Below are 17,063 nucleotides of genomic sequence, written 5' to 3' on the forward strand. Positions count from 1 at the left end.
CCCCTGGTGCTGTTAGGTTAGTATAGGAATCGCGGCGTAGGGGCGGCAATAAGGCGCAGCTTTCGGCGGCTGTCAAAGGGAAAGCGACGAAGTTAGCCGATAGCGTGAAATTTCGCAATGCAGCATGAATATGGCCGAAACCCGCCACTTTCCCCTGTTGACCGATCGTTCAATGGCGCAACGTGGCGTCCCCATCGCGTCCTTGAACGCTGCTGGGCTGCGCGGCCAGGTCATCCTCTTCGGTCCAGGCAATCGCTTCGGGAACCGACATCAACGCGCGGGCCAGCACTTCATCCACATGGCTGACCGGAACGATCTCCAGCCCGTCCCGGATATTGGCCGGGATTTCCGCTAGGTCTTTCTCATTTTCCTGCGGGATCAACACCGTCTTGATGCCACCGCGCAGCGCCGCCAGCAGCTTTTCCTTCAAGCCGCCGATCGGCAGGACGCGACCGCGCAAGGTCACCTCGCCGGTCATCGCCACATCCTTGTGGACCGGGATGCCGGTCAGCGTCGACACGATGCAGGTGACCATGCCGATGCCCGCCGACGGCCCATCCTTGGGCACCGCGCCTTCGGGCAGATGGATGTGGATGTCCTTGCGGTTGAAGATGCTGGGCTTGATGCCATAGCCGGGCGAGCGCGCCTTCACATAAGAGAAAGCCGCCTGGATCGATTCGGTCATCACGTCGCCGAGCTTGCCGGTGGTCTTGATCATGCCCTTGCCGGGCACCGTCACCGCCTCGATCGTCAGCAATTCGCCGCCGACCTCGGTCCAGGCCAGGCCCGTCACCGCGCCGATCTGATGCTCTTCCTCGCCCACGCCATGACGGAATTTGCGCACGCCGGCATAGTCCGCCAGCGTCTCCGGCGTGATGACGACCTTGTCATAGACGCCTTCGAGGATCTTGCGCAGCGCCTTGCGAGCCAGCCGCGCGACTTCGCGCTCCAGCGTGCGGACGCCCGCCTCGCGGGTATAGTAACGGATGAGGTCGCGAACGGCCTCCTCGGTCACTTCGAACTCACCTTCCTTCAGGCCATGAGCGTCGATCTGCTTGGCGATCAAATGCCGCTGGGCGATCTCGACCTTCTCGTCCTCGGTATAGCCTTCCAGCCGGATGATCTCCATCCGATCGAGCAAGGCTTGCGGCAAATTCAAGGAGTTGGCGGTCGTCACGAACATGATGTCCGAAAGATCGACGTCGATTTCCAGATAATGGTCCTGGAACTTGCTATTCTGTTCGGGGTCCAGCACTTCAAGCAGCGCCGACGCCGGATCGCCGCGGAAGTCCTGGCCCAGCTTGTCGATCTCGTCGAGCAGGAACAGCGGGTTCATCGTCCCCGCCTTCTTCAAGTTGGTAACGATCTTGCCCGGCAGCGAGCCAATATAGGTGCGGCGGTGACCGCGAATTTCGGCCTCGTCGCGCACGCCGCCCAGCGACTGGCGCACGAACTCGCGTCCGGTCGCCTTGGCGATCGAACGGCCAAGCGACGTCTTGCCCACGCCCGGCGGGCCGACGAGGCACAGGATCGGGCCTTTCAGCTTATTGGTGCGCGCCTGGACGGCGAGATATTCGATGATCCGGTCCTTGACCTTGTCGAGCGCGAAATGATCCTCGTCGAGCACATCCTGCGCGCGCTTGAGGTCATTCTTGACCTTGCCCTTCTTGCCCCAGGGCAAGCCCAGCAGCACGTCGAGATAGTTGCGCACCACGGTCGCTTCGGCCGACATGGGCTGCATGCCCTTGAGCTTCTTTAGCTCCGCCGTCGCTTTCGTGCGCGCTTCCTTGCTCAGCTTGGTCTTGGCGATCTTCTCGGCCAGTTCGGCCAGTTCATCACCTTCCTCGCCCTCGCCATTGCCCAGTTCGCGCTGGATCGCCTTCAACTGCTCATTGAGATAATATTCGCGCTGGGTCTTTTCCATCTGGCGCTTCACGCGGCCACGGATCTTCTTTTCGACCTGGAGCACGCCCAGTTCGCCTTCCATGAAGGCGAACACCATTTCCAGCCGCTTGACCGGATCGGCCTCGACCAGCAGCGATTGCTTGTCGGACACCTTGACGTTGATATTGGCGGACACGGCATCGGCCAACCGCCCGGCATCTTCGATCTCGCGCAACTGCACCGGCGTTTCGGCGGGCAGCTTCTTGTTGAGCTTGGCGTAATTTTCAAACTGCTCGGCGACCGAGCGCATCAGCGCGGCGGCTTCCGGCCCTTCGGCGGCAATATCCTCGATCGCTTCGACATCGGCGATCAGATGCGTGCCCGTCTCCGCCATCGTCGCCAGCCGCGCGCGATGCTTGCCCTCGACCAGCACGCGCACCGTGCCATCGGGCAGCTTGAGCAATTGCAGCACAACCGCCACGACGCCCGTATCATAGAGCGAATCCTGGCCCGGATCATCCTCGGCCGGGTCGAGCTGCGACACCAGGAAGATTTCCTTATTGCCTTCCATCGCCGCTTCCAGCGCGGAGACGCTCTTGTCGCGACCGACGAAGAGCGGGACGATCATCTGCGGAAAGACGACGATGTCACGCAGCGGCAGAAGGGGATATTGCACAGTCATTCACACTCCGGGCCAAATGGGGCCTGTCCTACGGTTCATCGCCTTTATGGGGATGCCTATCGCGTCAATCAATCAGGGGATGTCATAATGCGGTCACGATGAACCCAGGGTTATTATAGGGCTCTTCGCGCACATCCGCGCTCAGAACGGCAGTTTGAAGCCGGGGGGCAAGGGCAGGCCTGCCGTCATCTTGCCCATTTCGGCATTGCTGACCTCGTCCGCCTTCTTGCGCGCGTCGTTGAACGCGGCGGTCACCAGGTCTTCGAGCATCTGCTTTTCCGAGGGGGCCAGCAGGCTGTCGTCGATCGAAACGCCCAAAATGCGCCCCTTGGCCGACGCCTTCACCTTGACGAGACCGCCGCCAGCCGCGCCCTCGACTTCCAGCTTGTCGAGATTGTCCTGCGCGCGCTGCAATTCTTCCTGCACACGGCTTGCCATGCCCAGGATTTCGTTCAGATCCTTCATTGTCCTACACTCCATTGTTCGAGCCGGTCGTCCAGCTCCGCGTCGGGAAAGGCCGCCATCGCCGCCTTCACCACCGGGGTTTCGAGAATTGCGGCGCGGGCATTGGCCTGCGCGGCCTGCTCCTGCGCCAAGAGGGTCGGCTGTGCCTCGCCATCGCTCTGCGCCACACGCCAGGCAACGCCCGTCACCTCCTTGAGCGCAGGCGCGATCCGCGCGGCGAAATCCGCCGATAGCGAGGGTGCCGCGCGATAGTCCATCTCAGGCGGCGCATAGCGCACCAGCGCGACGCTATCATGCAGCTCCTGCGCCAACTGGCCCTTGCCGCGCTGCCAGAAGGCCTCGATCAGGTCGGGAAAAGTGGCTGGCAATTGCGCGGCAGGACCAGCACTTGGAGTCGCAGCCACCGCGCCCGGTGCCGCCGCTGCAACAGGCCCGCCTTCGCGCAGTATCCGCGCAATCTCGCCCGGATCGGGCATGGTCGCGGCATGCATCACCCGCAGCAGCGCCATTTCACAGCTTTCGATCGGCAGCACCGCGCTCGCCACCTCGTCATGGCCCTTGACCAGCAATTGCCACAGCCGATGCAGCGGCGCGAAGCCGATCTGCGACGCCCAATCCGCCAGCGCATCGCGTTCCTCGGCGGACTGGCCGGGGCTGGCAATATCGCGCCCTGCCTTCACCAGCGTCACCGCATGGACCAGTTCCATCAGCCCGCGCATCAGCGCCAGCGGCTCGACGCCCAGCGCATATTGATCGCGCACGGCCGTCAGCAGCGCGGCGGTATCGCCCGCCAGCAGCAGCCCCAGCAGACGGCGCACCGCACCGCGATCCGACAGGCCGAGCATGTCGCGCACCTGCGCCGCCGTGACGACCGGCTCACCTTCCCCCATTTCCGCATGGGCGATAGCCTGGTCGAGGATGGAGAGGCCATCGCGCGCCGACCCTTCGGCCGCCTGCGCGATCAGCGACAGCGCATCCGGCTCCGCCGCGACCTTCTCGGCCTCCACCACATGGGCGAAATGGCTGGCGAGCAGGTCGGCCGGAATGCGCCGCAAGTCGAACCGCTGGCAGCGCGACAGGACGGTGACCGGCACCTTGTTCACTTCGGTCGTCGCGAACAGGAATTTCACATGCGCAGGCGGCTCCTCCAGCGTCTTCAACAGCGCGTTGAAGGCGTTTTTGGACAGCATATGCACTTCGTCGATAATGTAGATCTTGTAGCGCGCGGAAACGGCGGCATAGCGCACCGCCTCGATGATTTCGCGCACGTCATCGACGCCGGTATGGCTGGCAGCGTCCATCTCGACCACGTCGATATGCCGCCCCTCGGCAATCGCGGTGCAGGGTTCGCAGACGCCGCAAGGGTCGATCGTCGGCCCGCCCTGCCCGTCTTCGCCGATACAGTTGAGCGCCTTGGCGATCAGCCGCGCGGTCGATGTCTTGCCGACCCCGCGCACGCCGGTCATCAAAAAGGCATGGGCCAGCCGCCCGCGCCGGATCGCATTGCCCAGCGTCTGGACCATCGCATCCTGCCCGATCAGTTCATGAAAGCTGCGCGGTCGATATTTGCGCGCGAGGACGCGATAGGGCTGCGGGGAATCGGACATTGCTGTGGTCTAGCCGTTCGGGCCGCCCTTGTCGAAGCGGGATGATGGCTGGAAGGTGGGAGCCGGAACGACCCGTGACGAAATCACTGTGGCTGCTTCCGTCAGGACCTGACCCGGTTCGCGACGATCACGTCCGCCCGACTCCCGCGGCGCATATGGCGAAAGGGTGACATAATGGCAAGGGGCAACCAAAGCCGTTCGCTTCGAGCGAAGTCGAGAAGCGGCGAACTTGGCGCAAGCGTGTCTCGACTTCGCTCGACACGAACGGAACGGCGGAATGCTCCTATTCCAGCCCGCTCTTCTGCGCCTGCCCGACGAAATTAAGCGCGGCCCGCGCGGTTTCCGCAATCGCCGCCTCGGCCTTCTTCGCATCGACCGTCGGCCGGTCGAGATAGACCGCCAATATATATTCGTCACCCGCCGGCGACTTGACCAGCGCCACGTCATTATAGGCGGTGCCGCAAGTGCCGGTCTTGCTGCCCGACGTCCAGCCTTCGGGCAGGCCCGCCTTGATCCGCTTGTCGCCCGTGCTGCTGGCGTTGAGCCAGCCACGCAGCCGCTCGGCGCTCTCGCCCTGCATGTCGCGGAACAACAGCCGCCCCATCAACCCGGCCATAGCGGCGGGCGTGGTCGTATCGCGCGGATCGCCCTCGGCATTTTCGTTCAACTCCGGCTCGTTACGATCCAGCCGGGTCACGCTGTCGCCATGAGCGCGCATGAAGGCGGTCAACCCCGGCGGCCCGCCCAGCATCGGCAGCAGCAGATTGGCGGCGCTGTTATCGCTGACCTCGACCGCCGCCTGCGCCAGTTCGGCCATGCTCATCCGGCCGCGTTTCAAATTCTTCTTCACCACCGGCGCATAATCGAGAAGATCGTCCTTGCCGTAAGAGATTTCGCCATCCAGCCCGAACTTGCCGCCTTCCGCGCCAATCAACACGGCGGCCGCCAATGGCCCCTTGAAGGTCGAGCACATGGCGAACGGCTCGTCACGGTTGAAGCCCAGCAGCAACGCGCCATTGCTGTCGACCAGCGCGACGCCCAGCCGCCCGCCTGTTTCTTCCTCTATCTCCTTGGGATTGCGCACCTGCTCCAGCGCCGATTGCGGCACCAGATAGCGCGGCGCAGGCGGCAGCAGCGAATCGAGCTGCCTGGTCGGCACTGGCTCCTTGGTCTTTTTCTGTTTGTCGGCGGCGCTGGACGGCGCGGCGATCAGCAGGAGCAGCGCGAGCGCGGGCAGTCGTTTCATCGGCTTCACATACCTTGCATATTATAGGATTCAGGCGGGATGCGCACGGTCAGTTGATCCAGCCCATCGGCCAGGACAATCTGGCACGACAGGCGGCTGGTGCGCGTGGCGGACGCAGCAAGGTCGAGCATATCCTCCTCATCCTCGCTGGCGCGGCCCAGGCGCGGAAAATCGGCGGCTTCGACAATGACATGGCAGGTCGAACAGGCCATCTGCCCCTCGCACGTCCCTTCGAGCGGCTGGCCCGCCGCCTGTGCGATGTCGAGCAGCACCGATCCCGCCGGGGCATCGACCTCCTGTCGCCGTTCCCCGTCAGCGCTGATGAAGGTAACCCTGGTCATGATGGTGCGACGCTCCCTTTTTTACAGCGCCGCTTGTGCGGCTGCCGCCTTGTTCAATGCCTCCGCAGCGCTCTCCAGTTCGGCCGGTGTCGTATAGCGGCCAAAGCCGATCCGCACCGATCCACGCGCCTGTGCGTCTGTCAGGCCCAGTGCGCGCAGCACATGGCTAGGCCTGCCGGACCCGCTTGCGCAAGCGCTGCCGAGCGAAAAAGCGATATTGCGGCAATCCGACAACAATCGCGCGCCATCGATTCCGGCGCGGCGCAGGTTGAGGTTGCCCGGATAGCGCGCGGTCACGCTGCCATTGATCGTCCAGTCGGCAAATAGGGTTCGGGCAAGAACGGCCAGCGATTCGACGTGGGCGCGGTCGGCCTCCGCCCGGTCGCGCATCAATCGCGCGGCAACCCCGAATCCGGCGCACAGCGCGGGCGAAAGCGTGCCGGAGCGCAACCCGCCCTCCTGCCCGCCGCCATGGAGGAGCGGGGTAAGGCTGACCCCGTCGCGCAGCCACAAGGCGCCCACCCCCTTTGGCCCATGGATTTTGTGCGCGCTGATCGCGACCATGTCGCATGTGTCGGGGATCGGCACCCGGCCATAGCCCTGCACCGCGTCGCATAGCAGCAGCGCGCCCGCCTGATGCGCCAACGCCGCCAGCGTCGCGACGGGCTGGATGACGCCGATCTCATTATTGACCAGCATCACCGCCACCAGCGCGACGCCGGGTCGTATCGCCTGCGCGGCCGCATCCAAGTCCACGACACCATCCGCCCCGACCGGCAGCACCGTCACAGCCCGCCCCGCGCGCCGCAAGGCCTCGACCGTATCCAGCACCGCCGCATGTTCAGTCGCGATGGTGACGATATCGCCTTTGGGCGCACCCTGAATGGCGATGTTGAGCGCCTCGGTCGCGCCTGACGTGAACAGCAACCGCCCGCTGGACGGCAACAACGCGCCGACCGCTTCGCGCGCCACCTCCACCTGCGCCGCCGCCGCCCGGCCCGGCCGATGCGCGCTGTGGGGATTGGCGAACTGGTCGCGCAGCAACGGGACCATCGCCTCATAGGCTTCGGGGGCGAGCGGCGTGGTCGCCTGATAATCCAGATAGATCATCGCCGCGCCCGCTGCGCCATCGTGGTCCAGGCGGCCAGAAAGCGATCGACGTCGGCCTCGCCTGTCTGCGGCCCGAAACTCACCCGCACCACCTCGCTCGCCACCGCCTCGTCCCAGCCCATCGCGTGCAGCACATGGCTGGTCTTGAGCGAACCGGACGAACAGGCGCTGCCCGCAGACACCGAAATGCCCGTCATATCAAACTGAATGAGTTGCGCGCGCGCCGACAGGCCCGGCATCCGGTAGCTGGCGATCGCCGCGATACGCGGCGCATCGCGCGCGACGATCACCCCGCCCGCCGCCTCGATCCCTGCATCCAGCCGTGCGCGCAGGATGGCGGCACCCGGCAACCAGTCCGCCCGCGCCTCCAGCGCCGCCGCCATCGCCAGGATCGCAGGCAGATTCTCGGTCCCCGCGCGATAGCCCTGCTCCTGCCCACCGCTCGCCTCAATGAGCGCCAGATCGCGGATCAGCAGCGCGCCGATGCCGGGCGGACCACCAAATTTATGCCCGCTGATCGCGATCATGTCGGCATCGGGCAGCGGCAGTTTGCCCGCGCTCTGCGCGCAATCCGCGAAGAGGATCGCGCCGGAACGATCCAGCGCGTCCAGTGGCTGGATCACGCCCGTTTCATTGTTGACGTGCTGGATGGCGAAAATTGTGCCCCCCCCGTCATCCCCGCGCAGGCGGGGATCCATCTCCCCCGCTATATCCGTGGTGAGGCTGGGAGATGGGTTCCCGCCTGCGCGGGAATGACGAAGCATATGGACGCAACCATCCCCATCCACCGCCAGTCGCTCGGCCCCCTTCGTCAGCCGCAGCACGGCATCATGCTCCACCGCCGACGTCACAACCCGCCCCGCCTTTGCCCGACCCAGCCCGATCGCGATCGCCTCGCTCGCCCCCGACGTGAAAATCACATGCCCGTCCCAGCCCAGCGCCGCCGCGATCCGGGCGCGCGCCTCCTCCAGCGCGGCGCGCGCGGCGCGGCCGTCGGCATGGGGGCTGGACGGGTTGGCCCAATGGCCCATGGCGGCAACCATCGCCGCCTGCGCCTGCGCCAGCATCGGTGTCGTCGCGGCATGATCGAGATAGAGGCGGTCGGCGGCCAAGGGGGGCTACTCATTGATTGCGGAAATGGCGGCGGCTTCTATATAGGCGGTCTGCCGCGCTGCGCCAGCACATCCCTTGGCGCGCCCGTCGCGACTCCATTTGCCGCCCTGCCCATCCGGGCCGAGTGGCCCAGAACGATAACAGGTGCCATGCCAGACGTAATCTTTACCGGACCCGAAGGCCGTCTCGAAGGCCGTTTCAGCCCCCCGCCCCGCCCGCGTGCGCCGGTCGCCATGATCCTGCACCCGCATCCGCAGGGCGGCGGCACCATGAACGACCGCATCACCCAGGCGCTCTACAAGACCTTCGTGAAGCGCGGCTTTGCCGTGCTGCGCTTCAACTTCCGGGGCGTCGGCCGCAGCCAGGGGACGTTCGACAACGGCATTGGCGAACTGTCCGATGCCGCAGCGGCGCTCGACTGGGTGCAGAGCTTCCACCCCGAAGCGCAGACCACCTGGATTGCGGGCTTCTCCTTCGGTGCCTGGATCGGCATGCAATTGCTGATGCGCCGCCCGGAAATCCGCGGCTTCATCTCGGTCGCGCCGCCCGCCAACATGTACGACTTCTCCTTCCTCGCGCCCTGCCCCTCGTCGGGTATCATCGTGCAGGGCACGTCCGATGAAGTCGTGACCGCCAGCGCCGTCCAGAAGCTGGTCGACAAGCTGCGCACGCAAAAGGGCATCACCATCCATCATGATGAGATCCGGGGTGCCAATCACTTCTTCGAACATGAACTCGACCAACTGATGAAGTCGGTCGACAATTATCTCGACATGCGCCTGTCCCCGGATTCGCCGATCCGCTGAGCCAAAAACAAAGCGCTGAACAAAAAAGGGACCGTCCGACGATGGTCCCTTTTTTTGTTCAGCGCCGTTCCAGCCCCGGCAGGTCCGGCCCCGGTATCGCCGTGATCGCGACATTGCCGAACATCACCAGCCCCGCGATGATCATCAGCGCCCCGCGCTTGCGGTCGCGCAACTTGACCATCACATAGAGGCCGCCGCCGGTCAGCAGCAGCCCGGCCAGCATCAGGATGGAGAGGATCGTGCCTGTCATGGCTCTGCCCATAAGGGCGGCGGAGCAAGGTGGCAATCTAGCGCTTCTGCCCCTAAGAGGCGCGGGAACGAATCACCCCATCGGTGAAGGGACGCACCGCAGATGAAGATCGCCATCGCATCCGACCATGCCGCCATCGAATTGAAGGCGGAGCTGGCGCAATGGCTGCGCGACGAAGGGCATGAGGTCGACGACCTCGGCCCCGCCTCCAACGATCGGGTGGATTATCCCGATTATGGTTACAAACTCGCGACAGCGGTTGCCACCGGCGCGGCGGATCGCGGCATTGCGCTCTGCGGGTCGGGCATCGGCATTTCGATCGCGGTCAATCGCAACCCGGCCTGCCGCTGCGCGCTGGTCGGCGAGCCGCTGTCGGCGGCGCTCTCGCGCGAACATAATGACGCCAATGTGCTGGCCATGGGTGCGCGCCTGACCGGCGTAGACATGGCCAAGGCCTGTGTCATCGCCTTCCTAACCACCGAATTTGGCGGAGGCCGCCATGCCGGCCGCGTCGACAAACTATCCCAGCCCGCGCTCTGAAAGGATATTTCGATGAGCATCGACACCCTTAGCCCGGCCATCCGTCAGGATGGCTTCTTCAGCGAATCGCTTGCCAGCGCGGACCCCGAAATCTTCGGCGCGATCGAACATGAATTGAAGCGCCAGCAGGACAAGATCGAACTGATCGCGTCCGAAAATATCGCGTCGAAAGCCGTGCTGGAAGCTGCCGGTTCGATCTTCACCAACAAATATGCCGAAGGCTATCCGGGCAAGCGCTATTATGGCGGCTGCGAATATGCCGATGTCGTCGAGACGTTGGCGATCGAACGGGCGAAAGAGTTGTTCGGCGCGAAATTCGCCAACGTCCAGCCCAATAGCGGCAGCCAGATGAACCAGGCCGTGTTCCTGGCCCTGCTCCAGCCGGGCGATACCTTCATGGGCCTCGACCTGTCGTCGGGCGGCCATCTGACCCACGGGTCGCCGGTCAACATGTCGGGCAAATGGTTCAACCCGGTCGCCTATGGCGTGCGCGCCGACGATCATCGGATCGACATGGACGAAGTCGCCCGCATCGCGCGCGAGAGCAAGCCCAAGCTCATCATCTGCGGCGGCACCGCCTATTCGCGCCACTGGGATTTCGAACGCTTCCGCGAGATCGCCGACGAAGTGGGTGCCTATCTGCTCGCCGACATGTCGCATTTCTCCGGCTTGGTCGCGGGCGGCGCGCATCCCTCGCCCGTCCCCCACGCCCATGTCACCACCACCACGACCCACAAGTCGCTGCGTGGCCCGCGGTCTGGCATCATCCTGTGCAATGACGAGGCACTCGCGAAGAAGTTCAACAGCGCCATCTTCCCCGGCCTGCAGGGTGGCCCGCTGATGCATATCATCGCCGCCAAGGCTGTGGCGTTCAAGGAAGCGCTGACGCCGGAGTTCAAGGCTTACGCGCACCAGATCGTCGCCAACGCCAAGACGCTGGCCGCAACGCTGGCCGATGCTGGCCTGTCGATCGTGTCGGGCGGCACCGACAATCACCTGATGCTGGTCGACCTGCGCGCCAAGAACACCACCGGCAAGGCCGCCGAAAAGGCGCTGGATCGCGCCTACATCACCTGCAACAAGAACAACGTCCCGTTCGACACCGCCAGCCCGTTCGTGACGTCGGGCGTGCGCCTCGGCACCCCCGCAGGCACCACGCGCGGTTTCGGCGAAGCGGAATTCCGCGAGATCGGCGAGTTGATTGCCGAGGTCGTGGAAGGCCTCAAGCGCAATGGCGATGACGGCGACGGCCAGGTCGAAGCCCATGTCCGTGAGAAGGTGCTGGCGCTGACCGGACGGTTCCCGATTTACTAAACGATAAAAGCCCCTCCCCTCTAGGGGAGGGGTTGGGGTGGGGCCTGTCCAGTTTCGGCAGCGTTTGAGCAGGCCCACCCCCTAGCCCCCTCCCGCGAGCGGGAGGGGGAATTTTAAGGAGACGATCATGCGCTGCCCCTTCTGTTCCCATGAAGACAGCCAGGTGAAGGACAGTCGGCCGACGGAGGACGGCACCGCCATCCGCCGTCGCCGCCAGTGCGAAGCGTGCGCCGCCCGCTTCACCACCTTCGAGCGCATCCAGCTCCGCGACATCTGGGTGGTCAAGAGCGAGGGCCGCAAGGAAGCGTTCGAGCGCGACAAACTCGCCCGCTCGATCGGCATTGCCTGCCGCAAGCGCCCGATCGACCCCAGCCGCATCGAAAAGCTGATCTCCGGCATCCAGCGCCAGCTCGAAACCAGCGGCGACACCGAAGTCCCCGCCCGCGCGATCGGCGAAATGGTGATGGAAGGCCTCAAACGCCTCGACAGCGTCGCCTATATCCGCTTCGCCAGCGTGTATAAGGACTTCACGGATGCCAAGGATTTCGAGGATTTCGCCGGCACGGTGAAGGAAGTGGGGGGATGAGCACGATCCTGCCTCCGTTCGCCCCGGCCCCCAACCTCCGTTCGGTTCGAGCTTGTCGAGAACAACGCGCAACATGAGTTTCTGGATTTACATCCTCCGCTGCGCCGATGGCAGCTATTATACGGGCCACACCGACGATCTGGAACGGCGTATCGGACAACATCAGTCTGGGGAAATTCCGGGCTATACGCATGATCGACGCCCGGTAGAACTGGTGTTCAGCGAAACCTTCACGGATCGGATCGACGCGCTGGAGCGCGAGCGCCAGGTGAAGGATTGGTCGCGCAAAAAGAAAGAAGCCTTAATTCGAGGGGACTGGAAAGCGGTATCGGACGCTGCCCGTTCTCGACCACGGGTCTCGACTACGCTCGACCCTGGCTCGAACCGAACGGCGTTAAAAGAGGCTCAGCCCCACCTCAGGACGAACGGTAATATGATAGAACATACACCCCCACCCCCCGTCATCGTCCTCGTCCGCCCGCAACTGGGCGAGAATATCGGCAAGGCTGCGCGCGCGATGCTCAATTTCGGGCTGACCGAGATGCGGCTGGTCACGCCCCGCGATGGCTGGCCCAATCCCGACGCAGGCCCATCGGCGGCGGGCGCGGATTTCATCCTCGATCAAGCCCAGGTCTATGAAACGCTGGCCGACGCCGTGGCCGACTGCGCCCATGTCTATGCCACCACTGTCCGCAAGCGCGGCGTCACCAAGCCCGTGGTCACGCCCGAAGAAGCCGCCCGCGAAATCCATGCCGCGCAAGGGCGCTGCGCCTATATTTTCGGCCCCGAACGATCCGGGCTGGAGACCGAGGATGTCGCGCTCGCCCGCAAGATATTAACCGTCCCGATCAACCCGGAATTCGGCTCCCTGAACCTCGCGCAAGCGGTCATCCTGTGCGCCTATGAATGGTCGAAACAGGCGAACCTCGCTCAGCCCACCATCACCGACCTTGGCGTGCCCGCGCCGCAGGAGGAATTGGAGGGCATGATCGACCAGTTCACCACGCTGCTGGAAAAGGTCGGCTATTTCTTCCCGCCAGACCGCGCACCCGCGACCAAGCTGACGCTGCGCAACCTTTTGACCAAGCCTGGCTGGAATCATCTGGAAGTGCGGACGCTGCGCGGGGTGATATCGCACCTCAACCGGCCGCGCGAACGCTGACCGGCGGCGGGGGTTTTCAGATGCCCCCGGCCGTCACAGGCCAGCCGCCCGCTTCGAGGCCTTCGGACAATGCCGTGACGCACGCATCAAGCCTGTCGCTATCGGTCGATCGCACCACAAAATTCGCGCCCGTCCGGCCTTCACGAAAGAAGGGATAGCTGCCGATCTGGCAGCCCTCATGCGCGCGTTCGGTCGCACCCAGCAGGTCGGCAATCTCGCTTTCCGCCACCCAGCAACCGACCGTCGCGGACTGGACGGGCACGCCACCCTCCAGCGTGCCCGTCAGCTTGTCGAGCATCCCGGCGGTGATGTGCGGCACGCCCGCCATGATGAAGATATTGCCATGCCGGATGCCGGGTGCGCCCGACATGCGATTTTCGATCAGGCTCGCACCCGCAGGCACCCGTGCCATGCGCAGCCGCGCGTCGGTCAGCCCGCCGCGTGTCTCATAATAGCCCGCCAGCATCGCCCGCGCCTGCGGGTGGATTTCTACCGCCACGCCCAGCGCCGCCGCGATCGCATCGACCGTGATGTCGTCGTGAGTCGGGCCGATGCCGCCGGTGGTGAAAAGATAATCGTTGCGCACTCGTAATATGTTGACCGCCTCGACGATCGCGTCCTGATCGTCGGCGACGACCCGCACTTCGCGCAGGCGAATGCCCTGGACGTTGAGCCACAGGGCGATCTGCGCCACATTCTTGTCCTGGGTGCGGCCAGACAATATCTCGTCGCCGATGACGATCAGCGCTGCGGTCCAGATGCGGGTGGTATCGGCCATGGCCGCTGCATAGCCTGCGCTGGTCGCGCTGCCTAGCCGCCCTCTCGCATTATCGCGCATCTGCCCCTATAGTCATGCCATGACCGAATATATGACGATGACGGCGGACGCGCCGATCTCCCGCTCGACTGCGATCAAACTCTATGACGCAGCCGGTTTTGCTGGCATGCGCAAGGCCGGACGGCTCGCCGCCGAGATACTCGACGCGCTGGTGCCGCATGTCGTGCCGGGCGTCACCACCGGCGAACTGGACGACATCGTCCGGCGCATGACGCTGGATGGCGGTGGCGTGCCCGCAACGCTCGGCTATCGCGGCTACACCCATAGCTGCTGCACCTCGATCAACAATGTCATCTGCCACGGCATTCCCGGCGACTATCGGCTGAAAGATGGCGACATCGTCAATATCGACGTGACCCCGCTGGTCGATGGCTGGCATGGCGACACCAGCCGCATGTTCATCGCGGGCGAAGCGCCGATCAAGGCGCGCCGCCTGGTCGAAGTGACCTATGAATGCCTGATGCTGGGCATCGAGCAAGCGAAGCCCGGCAACCATCTGGGCGACATCGGCGCGGTGATCCAGCGCCATGCCGAAAAGCACCGCTATGGCGTGGTGCGCGACTTTTGCGGCCATGGCCTGGGCCGCGTCTTCCACGACAGCCCGGAGGTCGTCCATGTCGGCCGCCCCGGCACTGGCCCCGAATTGAAGCCAGGCATGTTCTTCACCATCGAACCGATGATCAACATCGGCAAGGCGGGCGTGAAGATGCTGGACGATGGCTGGACGGCGGTAACGCGCGACCGCACCCTGTCGGCCCAGTTCGAACATAGTATCGGCATCACCGAAACCGGCTGCGAGATTTTCACCAAAAGCCCCGCTGGTCTCGACGCGCCGCCCTATCTGTGAGCCAATCTTTTGCTGCTTAAAAAACGGGCAGCGCCACAGGAAATTGCCCTGAATCCGGGCAATATGGACAAAGATTGCGGCATCGCCGAAAGCATATCCTGGCGATTCGCCACTTGGCACGGTAATTGAAGAAAAAGAGGGACGACGCAGGCCAAGGGGGGCATGATGTTCGTCTCTCGCACGGGAGAGAGGGATGCGGATCGACCGTATCCTGTCGGGCGTCATGGTTGGGATTACGAGTGATGAAAAAGATCGAAGCGATCATCAAGCCGTTCAAGCTGGACGAAGTGAAGGAAGCACTCCACGAAGTGGGCGTGTCGGGCATAACCGTGACCGAAGCCAAGGGCTTTGGCCGCCAGAAGGGCCATACCGAACTCTATCGCGGCGCTGAATATGTCGTCGACTTCCTGCCGAAGGTGAAGCTGGAGGTCGTTGTCGACGACGCGCTGGCCGACCGCGTGGTCGAAGCGATCTGCGCCGCCGCGCAGACCGGCCGCATCGGCGATGGCAAGATCTTCATCTCCAATATCGAGGGCGCCGTCCGCATCCGTACCGGCGAGCGGGACAGCGACGCGATCTGATGGTTCTCCGCCAGCCCGACGTTCAGGCTGGCACTATGTAAATTTCTGCCCGGTTCCTCGCGGACCGGAACATGATGGGCATCCACCTTACCCCTTCGGGGGGGTATTTTGAGAGAAGGGCAACTGCACATGGCCAATACGCCAAAAGACATCCTGAAGATGATCGCGGAAAAGGAGATCGAATGGGTCGATGTCCGCTTCACCGATCCCAAGGGCACCTGGCATCACCTGACCATGTGCGCCAACGTCATTGGCGAAGATGAACTGACCGACGGCCTGATGTTCGACGGCTCCTCGATCGAGGGCTGGAAGGAAATCAACGAATCGGACATGATCCTCAAGCCCGATCTGGACGCGGTTTTCTTCGATCCGTTCAGCGCGACGCCGATGATGATCCTGGTGTGCGACATCGTCGAACCGCTCGACGGCTCGCTCTATTCGCGCGATCCGCGTTCGACCGCCAAGCGCGCCGAAATGTTCCTGCAGTCGACCGGCCTCGGCGACACGGTCTATATCGGCCCTGAGCCCGAATTCTTCATGTTCGACAGCGTCGAATTCGACAACACCTATGCCTCGTCCTTCTACAAGCTGGACGATGTCGAGCTGCCGACCAACACCGGCACCAGCTATGACGGCGGCAATATGGGCCATCGCCCCCGCGCCAAGGGCGGCTATTTCCCGGTCGGCCCGGTCGATGTGACCACCGACATTCGCGCCGAAATGGTGACCACGCTGATGGAAATGGGCCTGCCCATGGACAAGCATCATCATGAAGTCGCGGGCAGCCAGCACGAACTGGGCCTGACCTTCGGCAAGCTCGTCGAAACCTGCGACCGCATCCAGATTTACAAGTACGTCGTGAAGATGGTCGCCCAGGCCTATGGCAAGACCGCGACCTTCATGCCCAAGCCGATCAAGGCGGACAACGGGTCGGGCATGCACACGCATATCTCGATCTGGAACAAGGGTCAGAACACCTTTGCCGGTGACGGCTATGCCGGCCTGTCGGAAACCTGCCTGTTCTTCATCGGCGGCGTGATCAAACATGCCAAGGCATTGAACGCCTTCACCAACCCGACCACCAACAGCTACAAGCGCTTGGTGCCGGGCTTCGAAGCGCCCGTGCTGCTCGCCTATTCGGCGCGCAACCGTTCGGCCTCATGCCGCATCCCCTATGGTGCCGGCACAAAGGCGAAGCGCGTCGAATTCCGCTTCCCCGATCCGCTCGCCAACTCCTACCTCGCCACCGCCGCTTTGCTGATGGCCGGCATCGACGGGATCGAGAACAAGATCCACCCCGGCGAGGCGATGGACAAGAACCTGTACGACTTGCCGCCGGTTGAACTGGCCAAGGTGCCGACCGTCTGCGGTTCGCTCCGCGAAGCGCTCGAAAGCCTGGAAAAGGATCAGGACTTCCTGCTCAAGGGCGGCGTGTTCACCAAGGACCAGATCGACGCCTATCTCGAACTCAAGTGGCCCGAAGTCTATCGCTGGGAAATGGCACCCTCGCCGGTCGAATTCGATATGTATTATAGCGGCTGATCCTTTCAGTCCTGCTCGATAGGAAAGGCCCGGTCGCTGCGAAGCGGCCGGGCCTTTTGCTTTGGCGGACAAGGCTCAAGCCGCGCCACTCCGCCCGTCGCAAGCGCTGGCGCCCACCCTTCCTTCCTTAACCTTTTTCCTCCATATCA

At 63.8% G+C, this 17,063-nt stretch carries 17 protein-coding genes and 1 other RNA gene; 8 read left to right on the forward strand and 10 right to left on the reverse strand.

Annotated features, from left to right (window positions below; translation table 11 throughout):
- Nucleotides 1–169: 169 nt before the first annotated feature.
- From lon to V2I08_RS11330, 8 genes are all read right to left on the reverse strand, one after another.
- Nucleotides 170–2,566: an endopeptidase La gene (gene lon / locus V2I08_RS11295; RefSeq protein ID WP_349635194.1), complete on the reverse strand. Its 2,397-nt coding sequence runs from the start codon at nt 2,564–2,566 to the stop codon at nt 170–172.
- A gap of 141 nt (nt 2,567–2,707) precedes the next feature.
- Entirely contained in the window at nt 2,708–3,031 is a 324-nt protein-coding gene (locus tag V2I08_RS11300; RefSeq protein WP_037477519.1) for a YbaB/EbfC family nucleoid-associated protein, read from the reverse strand.
- Nucleotides 3,028–4,638: a DNA polymerase III subunit gamma/tau gene (locus V2I08_RS11305; protein ID WP_349635195.1), complete on the reverse strand. Its 1,611-nt coding sequence runs from the start codon at nt 4,636–4,638 to the stop codon at nt 3,028–3,030. Before V2I08_RS11305 ends, V2I08_RS11300 begins: the two co-directional genes overlap by 4 nt.
- 51 nt (nt 4,639–4,689) lie before the next feature.
- Nucleotides 4,690–4,787, reverse strand: an RNA gene (gene ffs, locus V2I08_RS11310) — signal recognition particle sRNA small type.
- 134 nt (nt 4,788–4,921) lie between these two features.
- Nucleotides 4,922–5,884 (reverse strand): SGM family class A beta-lactamase, encoded by a 963-nt coding sequence (gene blaSGM / locus V2I08_RS11315; RefSeq protein WP_349635196.1) that lies wholly within the window; start codon nt 5,882–5,884, stop codon nt 4,922–4,924.
- 5 nt (nt 5,885–5,889) lie between these two features.
- Complete coding sequence (locus V2I08_RS11320) at nt 5,890–6,225, reverse strand: 2Fe-2S iron-sulfur cluster-binding protein (protein ID WP_349635197.1); 336 nt, start codon at nt 6,223–6,225, stop codon at nt 5,890–5,892.
- Between the two features lie 21 nt (nt 6,226–6,246).
- Nucleotides 6,247–7,335, reverse strand: coding sequence for a cysteine desulfurase family protein (locus V2I08_RS11325; protein ID WP_349635198.1), 1,089 nt, complete (start codon nt 7,333–7,335; stop codon nt 6,247–6,249).
- A complete protein-coding gene (locus tag V2I08_RS11330; RefSeq protein ID WP_349635199.1) occupies nt 7,332–8,447 on the reverse strand; it encodes an aminotransferase class V-fold PLP-dependent enzyme in 1,116 nt (371 codons plus the stop codon). Before V2I08_RS11330 ends, V2I08_RS11325 begins: the two co-directional genes overlap by 4 nt.
- Nucleotides 8,448–8,597: 150 nt before the next feature.
- Between V2I08_RS11330 and V2I08_RS11335 the strand changes: the two genes are divergently transcribed.
- Nucleotides 8,598–9,254: an alpha/beta hydrolase gene (locus V2I08_RS11335; protein ID WP_017184627.1), complete on the forward strand. Its 657-nt coding sequence runs from the start codon at nt 8,598–8,600 to the stop codon at nt 9,252–9,254.
- A 58-nt stretch (nt 9,255–9,312) separates the two neighbouring features.
- Here V2I08_RS11335 and V2I08_RS11340 read toward each other — a convergent pair whose 3' ends face one another.
- Nucleotides 9,313–9,504, reverse strand: a complete 192-nt coding sequence (locus tag V2I08_RS11340) for a hypothetical protein (protein ID WP_349635200.1) — start codon at nt 9,502–9,504, stop codon at nt 9,313–9,315.
- A gap of 102 nt (nt 9,505–9,606) precedes the next feature.
- Between V2I08_RS11340 and rpiB the strand changes: the two genes are divergently transcribed.
- The 4 genes from rpiB (at nt 9,607) to V2I08_RS11360 (ending at nt 13,106) form a co-directional block, all read left to right on the forward strand.
- Nucleotides 9,607–10,044 (forward strand): ribose 5-phosphate isomerase B, encoded by a 438-nt coding sequence (rpiB, locus tag V2I08_RS11345; protein WP_349635201.1) that lies wholly within the window; start codon nt 9,607–9,609, stop codon nt 10,042–10,044.
- 12 nt (nt 10,045–10,056) lie between these two features.
- Nucleotides 10,057–11,358, forward strand: coding sequence for a serine hydroxymethyltransferase (gene glyA, locus V2I08_RS11350; protein ID WP_349635202.1), 1,302 nt, complete (start codon nt 10,057–10,059; stop codon nt 11,356–11,358).
- A 127-nt stretch (nt 11,359–11,485) separates the two neighbouring features.
- Nucleotides 11,486–11,944 (forward strand): transcriptional regulator NrdR, encoded by a 459-nt coding sequence (nrdR, locus tag V2I08_RS11355; RefSeq protein WP_349635203.1) that lies wholly within the window; start codon nt 11,486–11,488, stop codon nt 11,942–11,944.
- A 73-nt stretch (nt 11,945–12,017) separates the two neighbouring features.
- Nucleotides 12,018–13,106, forward strand: coding sequence for a TrmH family RNA methyltransferase (locus V2I08_RS11360; RefSeq protein ID WP_349635204.1), 1,089 nt, complete (start codon nt 12,018–12,020; stop codon nt 13,104–13,106).
- A gap of 16 nt (nt 13,107–13,122) precedes the next feature.
- On the opposite strand, the gene V2I08_RS11365 is transcribed toward V2I08_RS11360, so the two are convergent.
- Entirely contained in the window at nt 13,123–13,884 is a 762-nt protein-coding gene (locus tag V2I08_RS11365; RefSeq protein ID WP_349635205.1) for a molybdopterin-binding protein, read from the reverse strand.
- Between the two features lie 79 nt (nt 13,885–13,963).
- On the opposite strand from V2I08_RS11365, the gene map reads away from it, so the two are divergent.
- The 3 genes from map to glnA all read left to right on the forward strand — a co-directional run bounded on the left by map (nt 13,964) and on the right by glnA (nt 16,914).
- A complete protein-coding gene (gene map / locus V2I08_RS11370) occupies nt 13,964–14,791 on the forward strand; it encodes a type I methionyl aminopeptidase (RefSeq protein ID WP_037476852.1) in 828 nt (275 codons plus the stop codon).
- 242 nt (nt 14,792–15,033) lie between these two features.
- Nucleotides 15,034–15,372, forward strand: a complete 339-nt coding sequence (locus V2I08_RS11375) for a P-II family nitrogen regulator (RefSeq protein ID WP_037476853.1) — start codon at nt 15,034–15,036, stop codon at nt 15,370–15,372.
- 129 nt (nt 15,373–15,501) lie between these two features.
- Nucleotides 15,502–16,914: a type I glutamate--ammonia ligase gene (glnA, locus tag V2I08_RS11380; RefSeq protein ID WP_349635206.1), complete on the forward strand. Its 1,413-nt coding sequence runs from the start codon at nt 15,502–15,504 to the stop codon at nt 16,912–16,914.
- Nucleotides 16,915–17,063: the final 149 nt, after the last annotated feature.

The sequence above is a fragment of the Sphingobium sp. MK2 genome, assembly GCF_040170545.1.
GTDB lineage: Bacteria > Pseudomonadota > Alphaproteobacteria > Sphingomonadales > Sphingomonadaceae > Sphingobium.